The following is an 18,863-nucleotide window of genomic DNA, read 5'->3' as shown; positions in this document are numbered from 1 at the left end:
ACAATCCCATGTTGGTCAAAGATAAAAAATTTAGATTTTAGGGCTTGAAAAACTTTCGCTCGTTCATATTTATATTTTGGGTAAATAAGATACCACCCATAATTCACTAAATACTGAAGGAGGAGTTATATGCCTAACATTAAACCTTTTTCATTATTCCCAACATTATCTGATAACTTACTTTCGAACCGTTTTGATCAGATAGATCGCCTGTTTAGTCAGTTAACAGGCAGTAAGCCCATTGCATCACCAGTACAGACTTATAACCTGAAACAGATTGATGATAACCATTATGAACTGACAGTAAGTGTGCCTGGATATCAAGAAAATGACTTATCGGTTTCATTGAAAGGAAGTCGTTTATTGATTGAAGGGAAAAAAGAAGAGAAATCAGAAGAAGACAATGATAAATGGATCCACCGAGGCATATCTCAAGGACAATTTACGTTGCAGTTTGACCTCGGTAAAAATGTTAAAATAGAAAAAGCCGATTTATCAAGTGGGCTTCTGACCATCGCTATTGAGTATGAGTTACCTGAAGAAGAAAAACGGCAAACAATAGCGATAGAAAATAAAGATAAAAGCTAATTGAGTTAGATAATGTGAATAAGATTAAGGCTACACATTATGTGTAGCCTTAATTGTTTTTGTAAGAGTTTTAAATTGGATTAATTCAAACTTGAGTTGATTAGTTTTATCGATAGAAAATAATTATTTCTTATTTTACTGTCCAAGCCTCTGAGAAAAGGCGCTTTGAAAATAATTCAGCTAACCCACAGATTTGTTTTAAGCGTAATACTTCATCTTGTGACATACCTAGTTCATCACCAATCCGTTTATCGTTCCATCCTAATCGGGATAGATCTCTAACTATATCTGACATAGCTGCTACTTGATGTTGTCCTCTTGCTCGATTATGACGAATAGTTGTTGCTATTTGATCTGACATTGTGTTGTTTTTAACATCAAGGATGGTGACTGGTAAATAATTATTAATTCGTTTTTTTAAGGCGTTTTCTTTACTTAATAAATAACGATGATAGCCATCAACGATTTGCCATTGCAATTGTTTAGTTTTATTTTGTGGTGCAGATACTACAACAACGGGTTGAGTATAACCGTCTTTTATCAATGAGGTTTTGAGTAATCTCTTTTCTGTAGGAGACATGACATTAGGATTGTAGTCATTTGCTATGACTTGATTTTGCTTTATCCAAAGAACACAGTCTATAGGTTCATTTTTGAATGGACTAATTTGATGAACAAATAGTTTGATTTTATTGATAGCTTCGATTTTTTGCTCATCATTTAGTTTTAGTAGATAATCTTTTAGCGAAGAAAACACTGTTTCAATAGTCATATTTACCTCTTGTTAAATCAACTGCCAATTTTTACGTTTTTCCTGTATCCGTTTGCAATATCGGTCATAACAGTGTGATTTAGTAGGACTAAATGCTAATGTTCTACACCAAAAATCATTACGTAAAATAGTTTTACAGATCCGTCGCCAAGACGGGATTTGTTTACTGCTAGTATCACCATCTTGTTCATCGGGTATACCATTTGGGTAATCTCGCTCAACATACCAATGAAGGTAAACTGCGATTTTATTTCGGTAATGTTCGGCTGTTTGTTCCGGTAAGCTCGCTAGTAAAAAGTGGGCGTAAGATTTCCATGTATGATGGGCTGGTTTACTAATTTTACGTTGCCCAAAAAAACCTGATTTATTATGAGGGTGAGTGTATAACATACCTGCATCAGCACCACTCACTCGTTCACAGGCGAGACTCCACGTCTCAGGTTCTAAAACATGGTATAACCATAGCCCTTTACGTTGTTCAGGGCCAAATGGCTCACAAATACGCATTTGACTTAAACTAACCCCAGCTTGGTGCATTAGATCATAAATAGAATTATAGGGTAGGTTAAAACGTGAAATGTATGTCCAAATATCTTTTACATGCCAGTCATAAATAGGATAGGCCATATAATAAAAACCTTCGGGTGATGCCGTTGTCCATGGGATATCATCGGCATAACGTAGTTTTTGGTTGTTATTGATAGCAATAAAGCGATTTAATGATTCATCGGCTCTGATCCCTAATAAAATAACTGAACTACGATGATTTCCCGTGATCCACTGATTAAATGCAGGTGTGAAGTCTTCAAAAATCATATTTGGATGATAAAAAGGGAAAAAGTCTGGATCAATTATTGCGTCTTCTGGCGGTTGCCTTACCCATTTTTTTCCTGGTTCCCAAGCTGTCCAAGTCGGTTCATATTGTGAGATACCGCTTTCCGTCGTTATAGGTAATGCTATCCAGTAAAATCGCTCCGTACAGTCTTCATACAAAAATTTCATTTTTGCAACATGGTTAATGGTAGCGGAATATTGCACTTCCCAGTCAAGAAACATGACATTGAGTTTTCGATGCCGCTTTTTTGCTTCTGCAGCAACAAGATGAAACAGAACAGTAGAATCTTTACCTCCAGAAAAGGAGAGAGAGATTTGTTCAAAAGTATCAAACAACCATTCAATTCGTGTTCGAGTAGCATCTAGCACATTTATTCCAAGAGGAATTTTGTGTTTGCAAGACATAACTATCACCAGAATAAGTTAGTTAATAGTATTATTACTTAATCATATTTAGACTATAAGGGTAAGTGATGGTTACTGATTGTTACTGAGATTTACTTGAAAAATAGAATAATAAATCATATGTCATTGTTATTATTGATAGTCTCTAGTAATGAAAGATTTTTATAATGAAGGAAAATAAAGAAAGTGATTTAGTTAGTAGATAATATTTTAAAGATATTTCCTGATTTATTATTCGGTATTTTCAACTATTCATACAATAAATAAAAAATAAAATAATCATTTTATGATAGGTATTGTATGACATTAAATACACATGATGGAGTTAAAGTATATACACCAGTGTCATTGAAGCTATATGATTGGTGGGTGCTTAATATTTCTAATAGCTATGCATGGCAGTGTGATACGAATAAATATTTAATTCCACATTTTAAAAATCATCTCGGTGATCGCCATATGGATATTGGTGTTGGAACGGGATTTTATTTGAAAAAATCAATAAGTTATATAAAAGAAATCTCATTGACTGATCTTAATTTGCACAGTCTGGAACATACTAAAAAGTATTTATCTGATGATAAATTAATAAATTGCCTCCAGCATGATGTTTTTCAGCCTTTTTCTAATAAATTAAATGGATCTTATAATTCTATCTCCTTGTTTTATTTACTACATTGTTTACCAGGAACGATGGATGATAAGAAAAAAGCAATAGAAAATATAAGTTATTTACTGACAGAAAAAGGGGTTTTATATGGCGCAACGATTTTAGGGCAGGGAGTTAAACATAATTTCTTTGGTAAAAAATTAATGTCTATTTATAACAAAAAAGGTATTTTTTGTAATTATTCTGATTCGGTAGGCTCTTTGGAAGAAATGCTTTCCTCTTTATTTCATGACATCTCTATACATGTACAAGGTACTGTAGCTTTGTTCACAGCGAAGAATAAAAAATAATAAGCAATATTATTCTGGATTAGAGGCCTTTTATCTTTATTTTCTTAAGGAATGATATGTTAATGCGTAGCCTGTTTTTTGCCTTTTTATTCTTAACACCAGCGGCATTTGCCACAGATACATTAAGTCATAATATTGAATATTATTCTAATGTTACGTTAACGGATTTTAATTCGGGCAAAATTGAAGATGGTCGGTATTTTTGTGTTAAGGCCATGAATCATAGTGGTCAATTTATCGCCTGTGCTGTATCTAATAAGTCAGATTGGGCTTCTTCTTATGAGCACTTTTTTCAGCAAGCACATTATTACTACACAACAGGTAAAAGCTTTAGGTTATATGTTCAACCTAATGTTTGGACTCATCCCAAATTTACTCGAGTATATTCAAATAAAGCGATAGCAGGGTTCGCTAGTTGTCATAATAGTCGTTGCATGGGACCAACAAAAGATAACTAATTGAATAATAGTATATTTTATAACTTGCATTATCCTTTCCTAATACGCAGACCACAGTACTCATCATACCCTAATCACTTTACACAAGAGCTGTGTGTCTGCTCCTATAACTAAAATATTCGGTCGATCTGGGAGATGACGACACGGTTATTGAACAGACTGTTAATCCGACAGAAAATATCATAAATGCAGGTAGCTTCGATGTTATTTCCGCATGGGTTCCTTACCTACAGAAATATATCAAACATAAAATTGAACTAAATAAATACGATTATCAGGTAGCTTTTGATTATCGTGATAAGTGGTAATGAACAAACGTATATAATATTTATTCGTATCGCTTTAAAAGCCTCTTAACGAAGGTTTTTTTGTTCCAAATGACGATCTAGAAAAAATCAGTAAGTTAATCAATCTTAACACACTCACCTTCAATAAAGTCCTCTCCGTCATTTTTGCATTTTACAATATGGCACCTCCCAGCCAGACCATACCGACTAACGACACAGCGAACATCAGGAGAACTACTTAAGCCTTCGGGTTTGTTTTGTCGTCTCTCATAGCTAGATACCTTTTCTAATAATCCATCATCACCGATCCGTTGACCTGTGGTTAAGGCCAATAACATGCCACATTGCAGGTAAGGAAGGGGATTTTTAGCTTGCTGATAAATAGTGCGCCATTCTTGAATATCCTAATACTTTGACAGAATCGATTATTTCAGCGATATCTAATGCGGTTATCTCTTTTTATATTTTCGTACCACAATACTGACGGAATAAATTAATAGGTTTCATTTTTTTTCGATAAGAATTAATTTTTAATTCACTGATATCTAATCTTACTAATATGAATACAGTTATGATCTACTATAATCAGATTATATGAATGTTTCATATGAGGTAGTAAGAATGCTTAACTCTGTTACAGATATTCACAAAAATAAATTTGTTAGTAAAAAAATTATTGTAGGGATTAGCACTTGTTTATTAGGCAATAATGTTAGATTTGATGGTGGTCATAAGTGCTTTCATCTTGCCGTAGATGAATTATCTAATTATTTTGAATATCAATCGGCTTGTCCTGAGATGGCTATTGGTTTACCTACACCAAGACCCGCACTAAGATTAGTTAAATCAAATTCAGGAGAAATTGCATTAAAATTTAGTAACGGGAGTGAAGGTGATTTAACTGAAAAGATGAATCGGTATTCTGTTGAGTATTTAGAGAAATTTAATCAGTTTAGTGGGTATATTGTTTGTGCAAAATCACCAAGTTGTGGATTAGAGCGTGTTCGTGTATACGATCCTATTGGTAATGGTAATCGGAAGGCAGGGACGGGTATTTTTACAGAAAATCTGAAAAAAAAGATGCCTTGGTTACCAGTAGAAGAAGATGGACGATTGAATGATCCTCATATAAGAGAAAATTTTGTTATACGTGTATTTGCACTGGATGAGTTGAATGAATTGAGAATGAACGCATTTACTCGTCAGTCTTTAATCGATTTCCATACAAGATATAAATTGCTCTTATTGGCTCATTCACAACCTCTTTATAGAGAGTTAGGTCGCTTTGTTGCTAATAATAAAGAATGGCATTCATTGGAAGCTTTTTTTGATGAATATCGAAATAGATTTATGACATTATTACAACACCAAGCAACACGACGTAATCATACCAATGTTCTTATGCATGTACAGGGGTATTTTAAGCGCTATTTAACACCAAATCAGCGACAAGCATTAAGTCAATTAATTTTAGAATATCGTCAAGGAATACAGCCTTTATTAGCACCTTTAACATTAATTAATTATTATCTATCAGAGTATCCTGATAATTATTTGAGTAAACAGAGATATTTTCATCCTTATCCCCAATCCTTAAGATTACGTTATGGATTATAATAAACTTATTGATAGGAGGAAAATATGATACGTTCTTTTGTCACTTTTTTAAGCTCATTGATTCTTACTGGATGCAATGTTATTCCTCCGAGTGACATTGAGCCTGTTAATAATTTTGATCTATCACGTTATCTTGGGCAGTGGTATGAGGTCGCTAGAATAGATAATCGTTTTGAAAAAGGCTTAACGAAAGTTACCGCAAATTATTCATTACGAAATGATGGTAGTGTTAAGGTTATTAATCGAGGTTGGAGTCAAAATAAACATCGCTGGAAAGAAAGTATCGGTAAGGCTTATTTTGTTGATTCATCTAATAAAGGTGCATTAAAAGTATCATTTTTTTTGGTCCATTCTATGGTGGATATAATATCATCAAATTGGATAAGAATTATCAATATTCTTTGGTTGTAGGGCCAGATAAAGATTATTTATGGATTTTATCACGTACACCGACCATGCCATCAAATTTGTTGAATGAATATATTAATTTTGCAACATCATATGGATTTGATAGTAGCAGGATCATAATATTTTAACAAAAGGTATATAGCTGAATTTAAATACTATCTAATTTGGTAGTATTTAATTATGACTTGAAGGTGTCTATTCGTAATATGAATGGGGATTTGTTATCGGGATGGCGTTAACATGCTCGGGCTTAAAAAGCTATTGCAGTGTCCGTAAACGGTGACTTTATGCAGGTTCTGAGCAATCCTAAGCGGCTCATTGATATTCATAGAGAGAAATAATAATGAGTCAAAAGCAAAATATTAGTGATTATACGGAAGCTGAATTTTTATCATTTGTTAAACAAATTTTTAATGTAGAAAACACTACAAAAGAAGATGTTAAGCATATTTTAGAGTTCAAGAATGTAGATAAAGTGTTGCTCATCTTCTAGTAACAAAAGTGTTTCACTCCACACATTAAGTGATCCCCATTTTTTCTTAAAAAATCATATCTGTCATAATGCTTTTGAAAAACACCAAGTCTTTTATGGTTTGCACAGAAGTTACCGATTTAATCATTAAAGATATGGAGAGGCAATTGCTGCTAAGACCGTTACTTATGCTTTTTAAGCAGTTCTAATGTGGCGACTTGTTAAAGTTTAATTTAGGCTCAATAAACCAGTGAATAGTTGAGTTAAAAGCTAATAAAAGAGAGAGGCTAATCGTTGATAGTGTTAGTAATATTATGACTAAAAAAGTATATTCCACATGGAAATAAGTTAATATTTGTAAGAAAATAAAACAAATAATAGGATGGATTAAATAAACACCTAAAGCATTGTTTGATACTCTAGCATATTTATCAGTTGATAAAGCGAAATAAATTATACTGGAACCTAAAACAACACTTATCAAGAACTTTAAAATATACATAACAAAAAAAGATGATAAAAAATCAGTTTTAGTAAAGTTTATAATTACGCTATTGATACTGTCCTCATGATAGAGTGTAGCTATAGCTAAAGTTGTAGTGATTACAATTATCAAAAAAGGTTTTTTTCTTAATGAGGATATATTTTCATTATTAATAAAATAAGCCATTATAAAGAATGGGAAATATATAATAATAGAGAAGAATTGGGATGAATTAATTAAATAATTTTTGGCTAAATAAGAAAGCACCAATGATGCTATCAAAATAGAAAATAATATTAATTTATTAGATTTTAATTTTTTTGGTAATAATAAAAAAAAAGTTTGCCAAACAGGTGTAGCTAAAAAAAACCATACTCCATTTTGAGGTTCAAAGATATAAGTATTTAAACTTAATTCGCCTGAGAAGTATAGTGGGATTGCATCAACTGTTTGAAATGTTAAGTAAATGATAATAGATGAAAGTAAACTAAGCTTTAAAGACTTCCACGTGATATTTTTCGTTACAAATGCAACTATAAATACAAACATAGGAATTAGTGTTAAGTTAAAAATATCAATAAGAAGTAAGATCTTGTTTTTATCAGCTAAATTTAAGTAGAAATTAAAAACAATAAAAGAACTCAATATGAGTTTCAAGGTAGGCCAATATGGTTGGGCCATATTATTTGACTCAGGCTTAATTTGTTGTTTCATATGAGCGCCCTATATAGAAATTACTTTATTGTACTGTATTGATACACTTATTTGAAATAAATTTATTAGTCAAGGTAGAGCGGTTTATGATATAGATAATATTTGAGTCGCTACCCCGAAACGTAACATCGATATTCACAATGAAAAAGCTGAATTTGAAAAGCTAACTACTGTCCTTGTTAAATTAATAAAGGCCTCTTAACGGAAGTTTTTTATGTGTTCAAAGCTCATTATATTGGGTATAGATAAAATGTTACAAATCTTTAAGTGAGAATGCTTTTTACTCTACTTATTAGGTGAACTTTGCTTTTTCTTAAAAAATTATATTTGTCATAATATTTTTGAGGAACTCCTAGTTTTTTGTGATTTTGTACAATATACCTTAATTCAGAGCTAACTTTCATTTCGAAAGCTAATGTTTTGAATGCTTACCTAATCATGTTTATATCTCTAATAATAAATTAAGAAAAGATTAAAATAAGCTCATTATTATTCAATAAGTCAATGGTACCTTTTTATAATTAGATAAATCTCATGGAAAATAATATAGGATTCGATTAACTATAAGGAATTAGTTAGTGATGTATTAGAAGTGTGTGTCAAATAGCATTAGGAGATTATATGAAACTATTATTAAAAAGTATTGCTTTTACAGTTAGCTTTTTATCTGCAGGTTTTGCTATGGCAGATAATGCAGATGATATAACGAAAGTATCTTATACATGTGAAAACAATCAAACAATGGAAGTTGTTTATATAAATACGGAAAAGGATAGCTATGCAATTATTAATCAAATGAACGAAATGATACCAATGAAGATTATGAAAATGGCTTCAGGAGCAAACTATGAGGCAATAAATAAAAATTACACCTATAAGCTTTATACTAAAGGTGATAATGCCGATTTAGTTGAAGGAAAAGATAAACCAGTATTAAGTGGTTGCAAAGCTAGCTAATAATCACGAGTTTTAGTGAAAATTATTTGGATTTTTATAAAGGTCACTTTGGTGGCCTTTATTGTATTCTCAAGAGAAATTTACGTTGCAATTTGAGCTTGGCAAAACTGTTAACTAAATAAATAACTTAGAACCTATAACTCTACGGCGTTAATGACATTATTAATAAACAAAATAAAATAAAAACTCAATAGCTATATCGTAATAAAGATTTTTTGTAATATAAAAATATCAATATATTTTATCTTAAGTGTTGTGAATCAGTTTATTACTCATTCAACATGCTTGGAATAATCTAACAGCAGAATACATCGCTTAAAAGTTCTGGTAGTGTAGAGCAATCAAGTTTAATTAAATCAATTACTTATTATAATAAGTTATTTAGTGAGACTTTTTTGTCTGCGCTGACTACGGAATCAACACCCATTATATTGTCAATTATTCTTTTTCTAGGAATATTACTTATGGTAGTTGTGTAGCTTGAAGGATACTCTGTAAAAATTAATTGTTGAGGTCATAGATATGAGAATTCTTTCTAGAGTAAGTAACTTGTTATTGATAATTATAGGATTGTCGGTGATATCAGTCTCTTCTTATGCTGATCCAAATAATGGGCACGGAAGAGGTCAAAATAAAGGATCTCAAGGAGAAAAACCAAATAAATGGCATAATAAATCACAAAATAACCACTTTGATAATGAAACATCTTTCTCAATTTCGTTATCTTATAATGAGGCTAGAGCAATTGCGCTAAATGGTGGATTTACTGGATACTCATCGTTACCACCTGGTATTGCTAAAAATTTAGTAAGAGGAAAACCATTGCCGCCTGGTATTGCGAAGAAAATGGTTCCTGAAAAAATGCTTAACCAATTGCCTTACTATCCTGGCTATGAATGGCGTATTGTCGGAAATGATTTGGTGTTAATTGCATTAAGCACAGCAATAGTGACTTCAATCATTAATAATGTTTTTGATTAAAATATAACGAATTAAATATATTTGATACAGTGGCTGAAATTTATAATCTATAACACATAGTCTTGTGAGTTTAGCAACCTTCAGAGCTTTAGGCCTGTTGAGACTTCCTTTTTTCTTACGAGAAAGGACTTTCTGCTTCCGGAGCAGATTGGTTGCGGACATTGATTAAATATCCAGTGTGATTTGATGTTGGTGCTGGTTTCGTTGGTGTTTCCATTCTATCGTCATAGATCATATTTGCTGGTCACGCAACGACTTAACGTAATATTTTTCAGCATATTAGCAATTTCTTTTAACTTTTTTACCTTTATTTATATTTGTATGGATCTCATTATGAAGATGAGCAATCTTAAATAAAGCGTTTACATAAAAAATAGAATGATTAAGCCAAGTTAAATAAATACCACCATAATGTATTGCTAGTCATCGTTAAATGATCATTTTGTAAAACCGTGTAAGTCAGACCGTTCTGTTACTATTTTGTGTCAATATTTTCTTTTTTACAAATGGGGAAATATTATGTCTACAATGAAAACAGAAGTTATTGTTATTCGTTTAACAAAAAAAGAACGTGCTTTATTGGATTCAATAAAAACAGTACCATTACTTGCAGATTGGATGAAAGAATTAGCTCTTTCTAAATTACAAGAGCAAGATATTTTATCTAATAAATAATTACTAATGCCGACAAGAGGGAATTGAGTCGGCATTGCTATTTTATGGTTTTTGTTGCTGGAGTTTATCGTTTTATCTGTTTTTATTTTTGTAGGATTACTATCTAAATATTGTTATTTAGATGACGAAAGGTGTACTGTTACTGTCAGTTATTTATTATATTCTTATATCTTAAAAAAGAGAGAGTAAGATATATAAATGAAATCAAAAAATTGCTTAATGCAGTAGTTGATATTGATTAAGCTACATAAAATCAAATGATTTAATTGTTTAAAAAAGTATTAGAGTAAAGTGAAAGAGATATAAGCTAGTTATAATGAGGCATGATATTAATAAACATTGCTAATAAAAAAGCCCAATGTGGCGGCATTGGGCTTAGTGACTCGAATAGATGGGTATAAAAAACTATTAGAGATCAATATAAATGTAGTGAATTTTCATTTTATAAATTAACAATAAATGCTTTTTTTAGTAAAAAAGTGTTTTTATGCTTTATCTTGTCTAGTTTTAAGGCAAATTGATGTTTTTTCATTCCCTGTGGGCATATGATGTTACGTGGATTTACTTATTTTTTGCTATGTGAATAGATGGCTCTATGTTCTCTTTTGGCAATACTTAGTAGATAACGATAAGTTGATTTTCCTATTGTGAGGAATATCTGGAAAAATGGCTACTTGAAGTAATAAATTATCTTTATTTAACAGAGGGATATCATTTTATTATTAATAGAGACGGATATGATGATGTTTGGCTTGAAGAGATAAATAAACACGTGTTTTTCATTATGTTATAATTTTTAGCTTAGTTATATTTATATTTTTTATGTGCTTTTATGCGTTGAATTTTATAACTATGTTTAAAAATGTAAAATATAAGAATAATGAGTTATTTCAAAAAATAAAAATATTAATTGATGTTGGTCTTATTTTTAACATAAAGCCAATGACAGCCTAATCAGTTTGAGTAAATATTATAAGAGTATTTAATTCACAATTAATAAGGAAGGTAACTTTTTATGTTTCCAGAATATCGTGATTTAATTTCAAAACTTCGTCAGACTGATCCTGATTTTCGTGCTCTATTTGAACAACATAACGAACTTGACCATAGAATTGTTAGATTAGAGCATAAAGATAGAAGAGGTTATGGTGAAGAAGTTGTTGAGCTAAAAAAACAAAAATTGAAACTGAAAGAAAAAATTCATCAGATCCTCAAAAATCCACCAAAAGAAGAGTAAGTAGTAAAAATAATTTATTCTTGATTAAGAAATCATATAAATTACACAATTTATTTATAAAGAAAAGGCTACTGATGTAGCCTTTTTACTACCTAGGATCTAAAAATGATTAATTAGTTATGTACTATGTCAAAATTCACCTTTCCAAAGTACATCGAGATAAATTATATTTTATTAATAATAAAATTAGCTCTATCAGTTATATCTATTTTAGGTAGCTCTATTAAATTATAATTATATCTTTTATAAACAGCTATCATAGCTAAATAGGTTTCTTCTGCTTCTTTTTTTGTTTGTTTTCTTTCTTGATCTTGAGTATAAATTTCGGCCCATGGTGGTGCTATAAACACATTTGTGGAATAACGAAATAAGTTAATTGCCTTATTAAGGTGTTTTGGGATAGCTAAACCACATAGTAGTAAATACCCTGCAATATCTGGGAGGCCTCTATCATAGAAATAAAGCCTTTTATTGTTGTTTGCTTCATGCCATGACCGTAACTCCCAAATTAACATTGCTTGTGCAAAAGCGTTCGGATCTTCCCATGGTAATGCATTTCCTTCAATTACAATTTGGTCTTGAATGATGGCTCTTCCTGCTTCTAAAGAACAAAGATAACCTCTATTTTCAAGTTCATTTATTAGTGTGGTTTTTCCAGAGCCGGGGCCTCCAGTTAATATAATACGATGTGATTTTACAGGCATGATAACTCCTATAAGTTTATATAATTAATTAATTAAGAGAATGGTGATGATGTATAGAAGGCGTTAAGATGGAGTTGTTAGAGACTAAGTATACTTAAAAAGGGAATTAGAAAAAGTGTACTAGCATTAAATGCTAATATAAATTTTAAGTAACTTTTATTTTGATAAGGACCGATAGTTTGAAGTCAAATATTATGAACTTATGAGCATAGATAATTAATTATATGGAAATAAAAAAGACAATATTATCATTTTGGGTTCTATTTTTTCCTGTTTCTCCTTTTTTCTTAATTTAGGCATTTTATGCCTATGATGGTATCGAATAGCAATTGAAAGAAGAAGAATTTGATTTTATTATAGAACGCATATGTTTTATTATGATCTGTATATAAGGATTGGTGTGGGTATTGTAAAAATTTCTGATGAGTTACATGAGTACTTGCGAAAAGCAAGTAATGTGATGTCACGCTCTGTTAATGCTCAAGCCGAGTTTTGGATAAAAATTGGCATTCAAGCAGAATTAAATCCAGATAAAACGTTTCCAATGATTATCAATGAAATGCTAGAAAAAGAAGCCATCAAGCAAGAAGTAGAATAAAGAGGGAAGAAGAGTGGAAAAAATAACGATTAAAACAGCTGACGAAATTGAATTAATGCGTGAGTCAGGACGTTTATTGGCAAAAGTTTTTACAATGCTTGATGATTTTATTGTACCTGGTGTTTCTACACTAGAGATTAACGATAAAGTTGATGATTTTATTGTCAATGAACTCCAATCGAGACCAGCAAGTAAAGGTCAATATGGTTATGAGTATGTGCTAAATACATCTATCAATGAAGTTGTTTGCCATGGTGTGCCAAAAGCAGATGAACGCCTTAAAAGCAAAGATATTGTTAATGTTGATATTACACTAGAAAAAAATGGATTTATTGCTGACTCTAGTAAAATGTATATTATGCCAGATGCATCCCCTATTGCGCGCAAATTAGCAAAAATAACGTATCAAGCAATGTGGGAAGGTATTAAGGAAGTAAAACCAGGTGCGACATTAGGCGATATTGGTCATGCTATTCAAAGTTTTGCGCAGAGTCATGGATATAGTGTAGTGAGAGAATACTGTGGGCATGGAATAGGAAGAGAGATGCATGAAGCACCACAAGTACTACATTATGGTATTAAAGGACAAGGTGTTGAATTAAAAGAAGGTATGACTTTTACTATTGAGCCAATGATAAATCAAGGCGGTGCTAAAATAAAAACCAAAAAAGATGGTTGGACAGTTGTGACAAGAGATAAAAAATTATCTGCTCAATCGGAACATACTATTTTAGTAACAGCAACAGGGTATGAAGTACTCACTTTGCGTCCTGAAGAAGTATTACCATAATTGTTACTCTTTTATATTTATAGCCATTTTAAGAGAAAATATTCTTTATAGTTTCAAAATGATTTAGTTTTTAATTAAAGTGGCTACTAATAAATAATAAATAATAAATAATAAATAATAAATAATAAATAATAAATAATAAATTAAAATGGTGCGTTACAACCGTAAAATAGAGATTATACTAATAATACTTAAAAACAATTAAGGCATTAAAAATCGATATTTACTATAATCTTGCACTTCAAATATTATGTTTTAAATTTTGTACTCTGAATATTGTTCTAGAAATTGCTAATAGGATGTTTAGCAAATTAAATAAATTAATTTAAGCCCAAGGAATGGAAAATATGTCAACTACATATCCAATTGTTTTAGTTCATGGTTTATCTGGTTTTGATGATGTCGTCGGTTATCCTTATTTTTATGGTATTGCGGATGCCTTAGAAAAGAATGGCCATAAAGTTTTCACTGCATCTCTTTCGGCATTTAACGCAAATGAAGTTCGTGGTGAACAACTTTGGGAATTTGTGCAAAAAGTTCTCAAAGAAACGAAAGCAAAAAAAGTAAATTTAATTGGCCATAGCCAAGGTCCATTAGCTTGCCGTTATGTTGCTGCAAAACATGCAAAGAGTATTGCTTCTGTTACTTCTATTAATGGTGTAAACCATGGGTCAGAGATTGCAGATTTGGTACGACGTATTGTGCGTAAGGATAGCGTGCCAGAATATATTGCTGATGCAGTAATGAAAGCCATTGGTACTATAATCTCTACCTTTTCAGGTAATCGCAGTAACCCACAAGATGCCGTTGCCGCATTGGAAGCATTAACAACTGAAAATGTAACTGAGTTTAATAAAAAGTACCCACAAGGATTACCTGCCGTTCGTGGTGGTGAAGGGAAAGAAGTTGTAAATGGCGTCTACTATTATTCATTTGGTAGTTATATCCAAGGTTCGATTGTTGGTGAAAAAGGCAATTTACTGGATCCTACTCATGCAGCAATGCGAATATTAAATGCATTCTTTACTGAGCGTGAAAATGATGGTTTGGTAGGTCGTACAAGTATGCGGTTAGGTAAATTGGTTAAAGATGATTACGCCGAAGATCATCTAGATATGGTAAATCAGGTTGCTGGGTTAGTGGGGCGTGGTGAAGATATTGTTGCTATTTATACAAACCATGCAGAGTTTTTGGCAAGTAAAAGGCTTTAATATCCTGCATACTTGTTGTGAAATAATCTAGCACGAATGGCTCTAATCGATTTAGAGCCATTTTTATTTTTAATTACTATTGTTTAATATCTTTGTTAACGCTGATTGAAATAGCATAACCTAATAAATAAAGTGCTTGCTCCAAGCTATCTACTTTTGAGGTTTGATTAATTTCAAGTAAACGTTCTATTTGTGCGCTCGTTAAATTCATTTTTCTTGCAAGATCGGATTTTTTTGTTTTTGTTTCTAACATCGCATTATGTAATGCAATTTTTAAACAGCTGATAAGAGGTAAGTAGACAATAAAATCACCAGATTGCGCTTTAGATGGAGCAGGAATAGGCAATTTACTCGCAATAAATTCTTCAAGACCTACATGTAAAATATCAGAGGCTTCTAGTTCAATATCATCTTCTGTATAAGCAACAGCGTGTATATTATCAAAATCACGGTAGGTAATTTCGTAAGTTTCACTTTCTTCATCAAAATGAGCGATTGCTGGATAGTTGAACATAAATAACCTTTTATAAAGTTGAAAGTCGGATTTAAAACGAAATTACATAATATAATGTGTTTTCAAAATTCTTGTGTATAGTACTAAAGTGAAATTTATCTATTTGATATTAAATAGTATGTTAAAGATTAAAGCATATTTATCAAAATTTATCTTCATTTCTTTCTAATGTGAGAAAGAATGAAGTAGATAGTATCTTGTTTGTTGGTTATTACGTACTTTACTGGAATTGATAATTAATTTTAGGTAGATCTTATAGTTAAGAAAAACTATCTTATTGATATTCATAAGGTGTTTTTAGGAAGGAGTTGTTTATGTATCCCGTTGATTTACATGCTCATACTATTGCTAGTACACATGCTTACAGTACAGTTAGTGAATATTTCCAACAAGCTAAAAAACAGGGAATTCAATTATTTGCAATTACTGATCATGGCCCAGATATGGATGATGCTCCTCATGAATGGCATTTTTCTAACTTACCGGTGATCCCTCGTATTATTGATGGTGTGGGTATTCTTTACGGTATAGAAGCGAATATTAAAAATATTAAAGGTGAAACAGATTGTAGTGAGAAAATGAGCAAGAAATTAGATATTGTGCTTGCTGGTTTTCACGATCCTGTCATGGGTTCATTAGGGCTAGTTGATAATACAAAAGCAATAATTGCAACAATAGCAAGTGGTTGTGTTCAAATGATTACGCATCCTGGAAATCCAAAATATCCAATAGAAATTGCTGAAGTTGCAAAAGCCGCTGCCACTTACAACGTTGCTTTAGAAATGAATAATTCATCATTTATTCATTCTAGAGTAGGAAGTGAGAAAAACTGTATAGAAATTGCGAAAGCAGTACGTGATGCGGGAGGATTAATTGCATTAGGCTCTGACTCACACATAGCTTCTTCGTTGGGAAAATTTGATCGAGTATTAAAAGTATTAGCTCAAATAGACTTTCCACAAGAGCGCATATTAAATGTAACCCCAAGAAGAGTGTTAGACTTTCTAAAATCACACGGTAAAAAAGAGATCCCTGAATTTAGCCATTTTTAATGTTGGGTTAAATAAGTAATAAGAAAGCTATCCTAAAATTAAGATAGCTTTTATGATGTGGGTTGACTTAACACTTACTGATGAAAAACAGTTAGTTCTTGCTTCAGTCTATCTGACTGTGTTTGCAATGAATCTAATGAACTGACTAATTCTCGGGTCATTGTTGCGTTAGCTTGTGTGGTTTGATCTAATTGATTAATTGCATCTTCAATTTGAGCAATACCATTACTTTGTTCATTTGTAGAAATAGAAATATCGTGGATCATTTCATTAATATTTTCAGTGTGCTTAGAAATATCTACCATATTGTCGTTAGCGTCAGCAGCTAGCTGAAAGCACTGATTTATTTTTTTACTTGAATTAGCGACAAGTATCTTTATCTCTTTTGATGCTAAATTACAACTAATGGATAATTCTCTTACTTCTTTAGCAACAACAGCAAAACCTTTTCCGTGTTCACCCACTCTTGCCGCTTCTACGGCAGCATTTAAAGCCAATAGGTTTGTTTGAAAGGCGATATTGTCGATCGTAGAAGTAATATCATTAATTTGCTCGGAAAACGTGACAACCTCATGCATATTTTCAACAACGTTAGCGAGCATTTCATTGCTTTGGTGGATCATCGTATCTGTTTTTGTGACTAGTTCACATGATGTTTGTGTATTTTCTGCATGCTGTTTTGATGTAACACTTAATTGTCGTATTCCTGCAGAAGTTTCGAGTACGGCTGCTGATTGTTGTTCAACACGAATAGCAAGATTATTATTCATAACAGCAATATCACTTAATTCTGAATTAATAAGGCCTGAGCTGTGATTGATATTATTGACGATCCGTTTTATCTGATCTCGCATTTTTTGAATATTGGTAGTGAGAATATTTATTTCATATAGACCTTTTGTTGTGACGTCGGTTGTTAATTCTCCATTACTAATATCTTCGATATTTTTCATTATTACGTTTAAAGGTGAAATAAAGTTTTTTCGTAGTACAACTTGGACTAAGAAAGAAAAAATAACTATTAAAACTGAAATAACGATTAAGCTATAAATAATTTTCTGGTACAATAACTCACCTTCATCCAATGAAGCTGTGTAGTAGTTTTCTAATTGTTGATGATAGGTAGTATAGGCTTGCTCAAAATTGTCTTGATAGGTTTGTGTTGGTTGATTTAAATACTCGTATGTTTTGCCTTGTTCTAGGAAGGCTAAAAATTCAATGAGTGCTGCATTAAGTTCAGTATATTTTTGCTCTAATTGTTGCACATAACTTTGATCTTTAACGTTATGAGGCAAATTCTTGAAACTTTTCCATCCATTCTCAACGTGCTGAAGTTTTTCTTTAGTTTGTTGTAATAATGAAGAGATGTCAGTATTGGCTGTAGCCATTTTATTTATAATTAATAAGTGGCGAGAGCTGGCTCTATTTAAAGTATTACGTGTTTGTAGTAAATTTTCCCAAGTATTATTTAATAGTGATTGTTCATGATAGATATTATTTAGTGTGTTTAAATTTCTCTTATAATCATTAACTGAAGAGAGGAATAAAACACAAGCTAGAGCAAGAAGTAAGATTAAAGAGCCTGTAATAAGCCAAACTAATGTGGTTGTTTTTAAACGTGACATATTAAAAGAGACGTTTGGCAAATAACGTTGTTTTAAGTTCTTAAACATGTAATGTTATTTCCTTTTTCATAAAAATATAACCGTGTAATCTATTGATTTTTTTAAGTTTTATTTTTACTTCCTGTAACTGACATAAACAAAGAGTTAAAAAATACATAAAAATATGTTTTTAGGTCACTCTTTGATTTAATGCCATATATCCTTTTGATTTTTTCAAATACTAAAAAATAGTATCGGCATTTTATAAATATTCTTTATGATTATTTATTGTTCTAATTGATAAATTTATCAAATGTATTTTCTCTCTTTGTAATGCTTTGATTTTTAATTAATTTTTCTTAAATATTAAAAGTTAAAGATAAAAATAAAAATGATATAAAAGATATTTCCTTAGGAGATAGTGGTTAACTTGTTGATCTATTATTAATTTTATGTGATTAACTCATTTATTTTTAAACAATTAGATTTAAATAGTGTCAGTGTTTCTATTTATAAAATAAAAAAGTAATAATGATTTAAA

Annotated in this window: 21 protein-coding genes and 3 pseudogenes; 16 read left to right on the top strand and 8 right to left on the bottom strand. The window is 31.2% G+C overall.

Annotated elements, in window-relative coordinates; all coding sequences use genetic code 11:
- Nucleotides 1-129 precede the first annotated feature (129 nt).
- A complete protein-coding gene (locus CUB63_RS05755; protein ID WP_072070436.1) occupies nucleotides 130-588 on the top strand; it encodes an Hsp20 family protein in 459 nt (152 codons plus the stop codon).
- Nucleotides 589-718: 130 nt separating this feature from the next.
- Here the strand turns inward: CUB63_RS05755 and CUB63_RS05750 are convergent, their stop codons facing one another.
- Nucleotides 719-1,360: an IbrB-like domain-containing protein gene (locus CUB63_RS05750; protein WP_109847643.1), complete on the bottom strand. Its 642-nt coding sequence runs from the start codon at nucleotides 1,358-1,360 to the stop codon at nucleotides 719-721.
- Nucleotides 1,361-1,372: 12 nt separating this feature from the next.
- Nucleotides 1,373-2,599, bottom strand: a complete 1,227-nt coding sequence (locus CUB63_RS05745; protein WP_109847642.1) for a phosphoadenosine phosphosulfate reductase — start codon at nucleotides 2,597-2,599, stop codon at nucleotides 1,373-1,375.
- Nucleotides 2,600-2,899: 300 nt separating this feature from the next.
- Here CUB63_RS05745 and CUB63_RS05740 point away from each other — a divergent pair, with 300 nt between their 5' ends.
- The 3 genes and pseudogenes from CUB63_RS05740 to CUB63_RS05730 all read left to right on the top strand — a co-directional run.
- Complete coding sequence (locus CUB63_RS05740; protein ID WP_109847641.1) at nucleotides 2,900-3,559, top strand: class I SAM-dependent methyltransferase; 660 nt, start codon at nucleotides 2,900-2,902, stop codon at nucleotides 3,557-3,559.
- A gap of 62 nt (nucleotides 3,560-3,621) precedes the next feature.
- The gene (locus tag CUB63_RS05735; RefSeq protein ID WP_157955973.1) at nucleotides 3,622-4,017 is read left to right on the top strand and encodes a subtilase family AB5 toxin binding subunit; all 396 of its coding nucleotides are present in this window, start codon (nucleotides 3,622-3,624) and stop codon (nucleotides 4,015-4,017) included.
- Nucleotides 4,018-4,142: 125 nt separating this feature from the next.
- Nucleotides 4,143-4,325 (top strand): annotated as a pseudogene (locus CUB63_RS05730) (colicin E3-like toxin immunity protein); the annotation flags it as partial.
- Between the two features lie 95 nt (nucleotides 4,326-4,420).
- Here the strand turns inward: CUB63_RS05730 and CUB63_RS17695 are convergent.
- Together CUB63_RS17695 and CUB63_RS05725 are read right to left on the bottom strand one after the other, a co-directional pair.
- Complete coding sequence (locus CUB63_RS17695; protein ID WP_232240083.1) at nucleotides 4,421-4,612, bottom strand: hypothetical protein; 192 nt, start codon at nucleotides 4,610-4,612, stop codon at nucleotides 4,421-4,423.
- Nucleotides 4,604-4,856 (bottom strand): annotated as a pseudogene (locus tag CUB63_RS05725) (integrase); the annotation flags it as partial. The gene CUB63_RS17695 and the pseudogene CUB63_RS05725, both read right to left, overlap by 9 nt.
- A gap of 69 nt (nucleotides 4,857-4,925) precedes the next feature.
- Between CUB63_RS05725 and CUB63_RS05720 the strand changes: the two are divergent.
- The 3 genes and pseudogenes from CUB63_RS05720 to CUB63_RS05710 all read left to right on the top strand — a co-directional run bounded on the left by CUB63_RS05720 (nucleotide 4,926) and on the right by CUB63_RS05710 (nucleotide 6,822).
- Nucleotides 4,926-5,921, top strand: a complete 996-nt coding sequence (locus CUB63_RS05720; RefSeq protein ID WP_109847639.1) for a YbgA family protein — start codon at nucleotides 4,926-4,928, stop codon at nucleotides 5,919-5,921.
- A gap of 96 nt (nucleotides 5,922-6,017) precedes the next feature.
- Nucleotides 6,018-6,457: pseudogene (locus CUB63_RS05715) on the top strand (lipocalin family protein).
- Nucleotides 6,458-6,672: 215 nt separating this feature from the next.
- Nucleotides 6,673-6,822: a bacteriocin immunity protein gene (locus CUB63_RS05710; RefSeq protein ID WP_006537186.1), complete on the top strand. Its 150-nt coding sequence runs from the start codon at nucleotides 6,673-6,675 to the stop codon at nucleotides 6,820-6,822.
- Between the two features lie 184 nt (nucleotides 6,823-7,006).
- Here CUB63_RS05710 and CUB63_RS05705 read toward each other — a convergent pair whose 3' ends face one another.
- Nucleotides 7,007-7,999 (bottom strand): acetyltransferase, encoded by a 993-nt coding sequence (locus CUB63_RS05705; protein WP_174704108.1) that lies wholly within the window; start codon nucleotides 7,997-7,999, stop codon nucleotides 7,007-7,009.
- Nucleotides 8,000-8,620: 621 nt separating this feature from the next.
- On the opposite strand from CUB63_RS05705, the gene CUB63_RS05695 reads away from it, so the two are divergent.
- The 5 genes from CUB63_RS05695 (at nucleotide 8,621) to CUB63_RS05675 (ending at nucleotide 11,849) form a co-directional block, all read left to right on the top strand.
- A complete protein-coding gene (locus CUB63_RS05695; RefSeq protein WP_006537182.1) occupies nucleotides 8,621-8,956 on the top strand; it encodes a c-type lysozyme inhibitor in 336 nt (111 codons plus the stop codon).
- A gap of 522 nt (nucleotides 8,957-9,478) precedes the next feature.
- Entirely contained in the window at nucleotides 9,479-9,937 is a 459-nt protein-coding gene (locus tag CUB63_RS05690) for an anti-virulence regulator CigR family protein (protein WP_006537181.1), read from the top strand.
- A 519-nt stretch (nucleotides 9,938-10,456) separates the two neighbouring features.
- The gene (locus tag CUB63_RS17555) at nucleotides 10,457-10,612 is read left to right on the top strand and encodes a hypothetical protein (protein WP_006537179.1); all 156 of its coding nucleotides are present in this window, start codon (nucleotides 10,457-10,459) and stop codon (nucleotides 10,610-10,612) included.
- Between the two features lie 658 nt (nucleotides 10,613-11,270).
- A complete protein-coding gene (locus CUB63_RS17965) occupies nucleotides 11,271-11,405 on the top strand; it encodes an immunity protein Imm33 domain-containing protein (RefSeq protein WP_420902342.1) in 135 nt (44 codons plus the stop codon).
- A 222-nt stretch (nucleotides 11,406-11,627) separates the two neighbouring features.
- A complete protein-coding gene (locus CUB63_RS05675; protein WP_072062611.1) occupies nucleotides 11,628-11,849 on the top strand; it encodes a DUF465 domain-containing protein in 222 nt (73 codons plus the stop codon).
- A gap of 164 nt (nucleotides 11,850-12,013) precedes the next feature.
- On the opposite strand, the gene CUB63_RS05670 is transcribed toward CUB63_RS05675, so the two are convergent.
- Nucleotides 12,014-12,553 carry an AAA family ATPase gene (locus tag CUB63_RS05670; RefSeq protein ID WP_109847637.1) on the bottom strand — a complete coding sequence of 180 codons (540 nt, stop codon included), beginning with the start codon at nucleotides 12,551-12,553 and terminating at the stop codon, nucleotides 12,014-12,016.
- 400 nt (nucleotides 12,554-12,953) lie between these two features.
- Here CUB63_RS05670 and CUB63_RS05665 point away from each other — a divergent pair, with 400 nt between their 5' ends.
- The 3 genes from CUB63_RS05665 to CUB63_RS05655 all read left to right on the top strand — a co-directional run bounded on the left by CUB63_RS05665 (nucleotide 12,954) and on the right by CUB63_RS05655 (nucleotide 15,152).
- A complete protein-coding gene (locus CUB63_RS05665) occupies nucleotides 12,954-13,151 on the top strand; it encodes a ParD-like family protein (protein ID WP_036913277.1) in 198 nt (65 codons plus the stop codon).
- Nucleotides 13,152-13,164: 13 nt separating this feature from the next.
- A complete protein-coding gene (map, locus tag CUB63_RS05660) occupies nucleotides 13,165-13,941 on the top strand; it encodes a type I methionyl aminopeptidase (RefSeq protein WP_109400290.1) in 777 nt (258 codons plus the stop codon).
- A 347-nt stretch (nucleotides 13,942-14,288) separates the two neighbouring features.
- On the top strand, nucleotides 14,289-15,152 hold the full coding sequence (locus tag CUB63_RS05655) for a lipase family alpha/beta hydrolase (RefSeq protein WP_109400289.1): 864 nt from the start codon (nucleotides 14,289-14,291) through the stop codon (nucleotides 15,150-15,152).
- A 76-nt stretch (nucleotides 15,153-15,228) separates the two neighbouring features.
- On the opposite strand, the gene CUB63_RS05650 is transcribed toward CUB63_RS05655, so the two are convergent.
- Nucleotides 15,229-15,666: a type II toxin-antitoxin system HicB family antitoxin gene (locus tag CUB63_RS05650; RefSeq protein ID WP_109400288.1), complete on the bottom strand. Its 438-nt coding sequence runs from the start codon at nucleotides 15,664-15,666 to the stop codon at nucleotides 15,229-15,231.
- Between the two features lie 314 nt (nucleotides 15,667-15,980).
- Between CUB63_RS05650 and CUB63_RS05645 the strand changes: the two genes are divergently transcribed.
- On the top strand, nucleotides 15,981-16,718 hold the full coding sequence (locus CUB63_RS05645) for a phosphatase (protein ID WP_109847636.1): 738 nt from the start codon (nucleotides 15,981-15,983) through the stop codon (nucleotides 16,716-16,718).
- Between the two features lie 74 nt (nucleotides 16,719-16,792).
- On the opposite strand, the gene CUB63_RS05640 is transcribed toward CUB63_RS05645, so the two are convergent.
- Nucleotides 16,793-18,391, bottom strand: a complete 1,599-nt coding sequence (locus CUB63_RS05640; RefSeq protein WP_170110782.1) for a methyl-accepting chemotaxis protein — start codon at nucleotides 18,389-18,391, stop codon at nucleotides 16,793-16,795.
- Nucleotides 18,392-18,863: the final 472 nt, after the last annotated feature.

It is taken from the genome of Proteus penneri (assembly GCF_003144535.1).
Lineage (GTDB): Bacteria > Pseudomonadota > Gammaproteobacteria > Enterobacterales > Enterobacteriaceae > Proteus > Proteus penneri.
The sequence above is the reverse complement of the archived record's forward strand: the minus strand, read 5'-3'. Positions and strand labels throughout refer to the sequence as shown.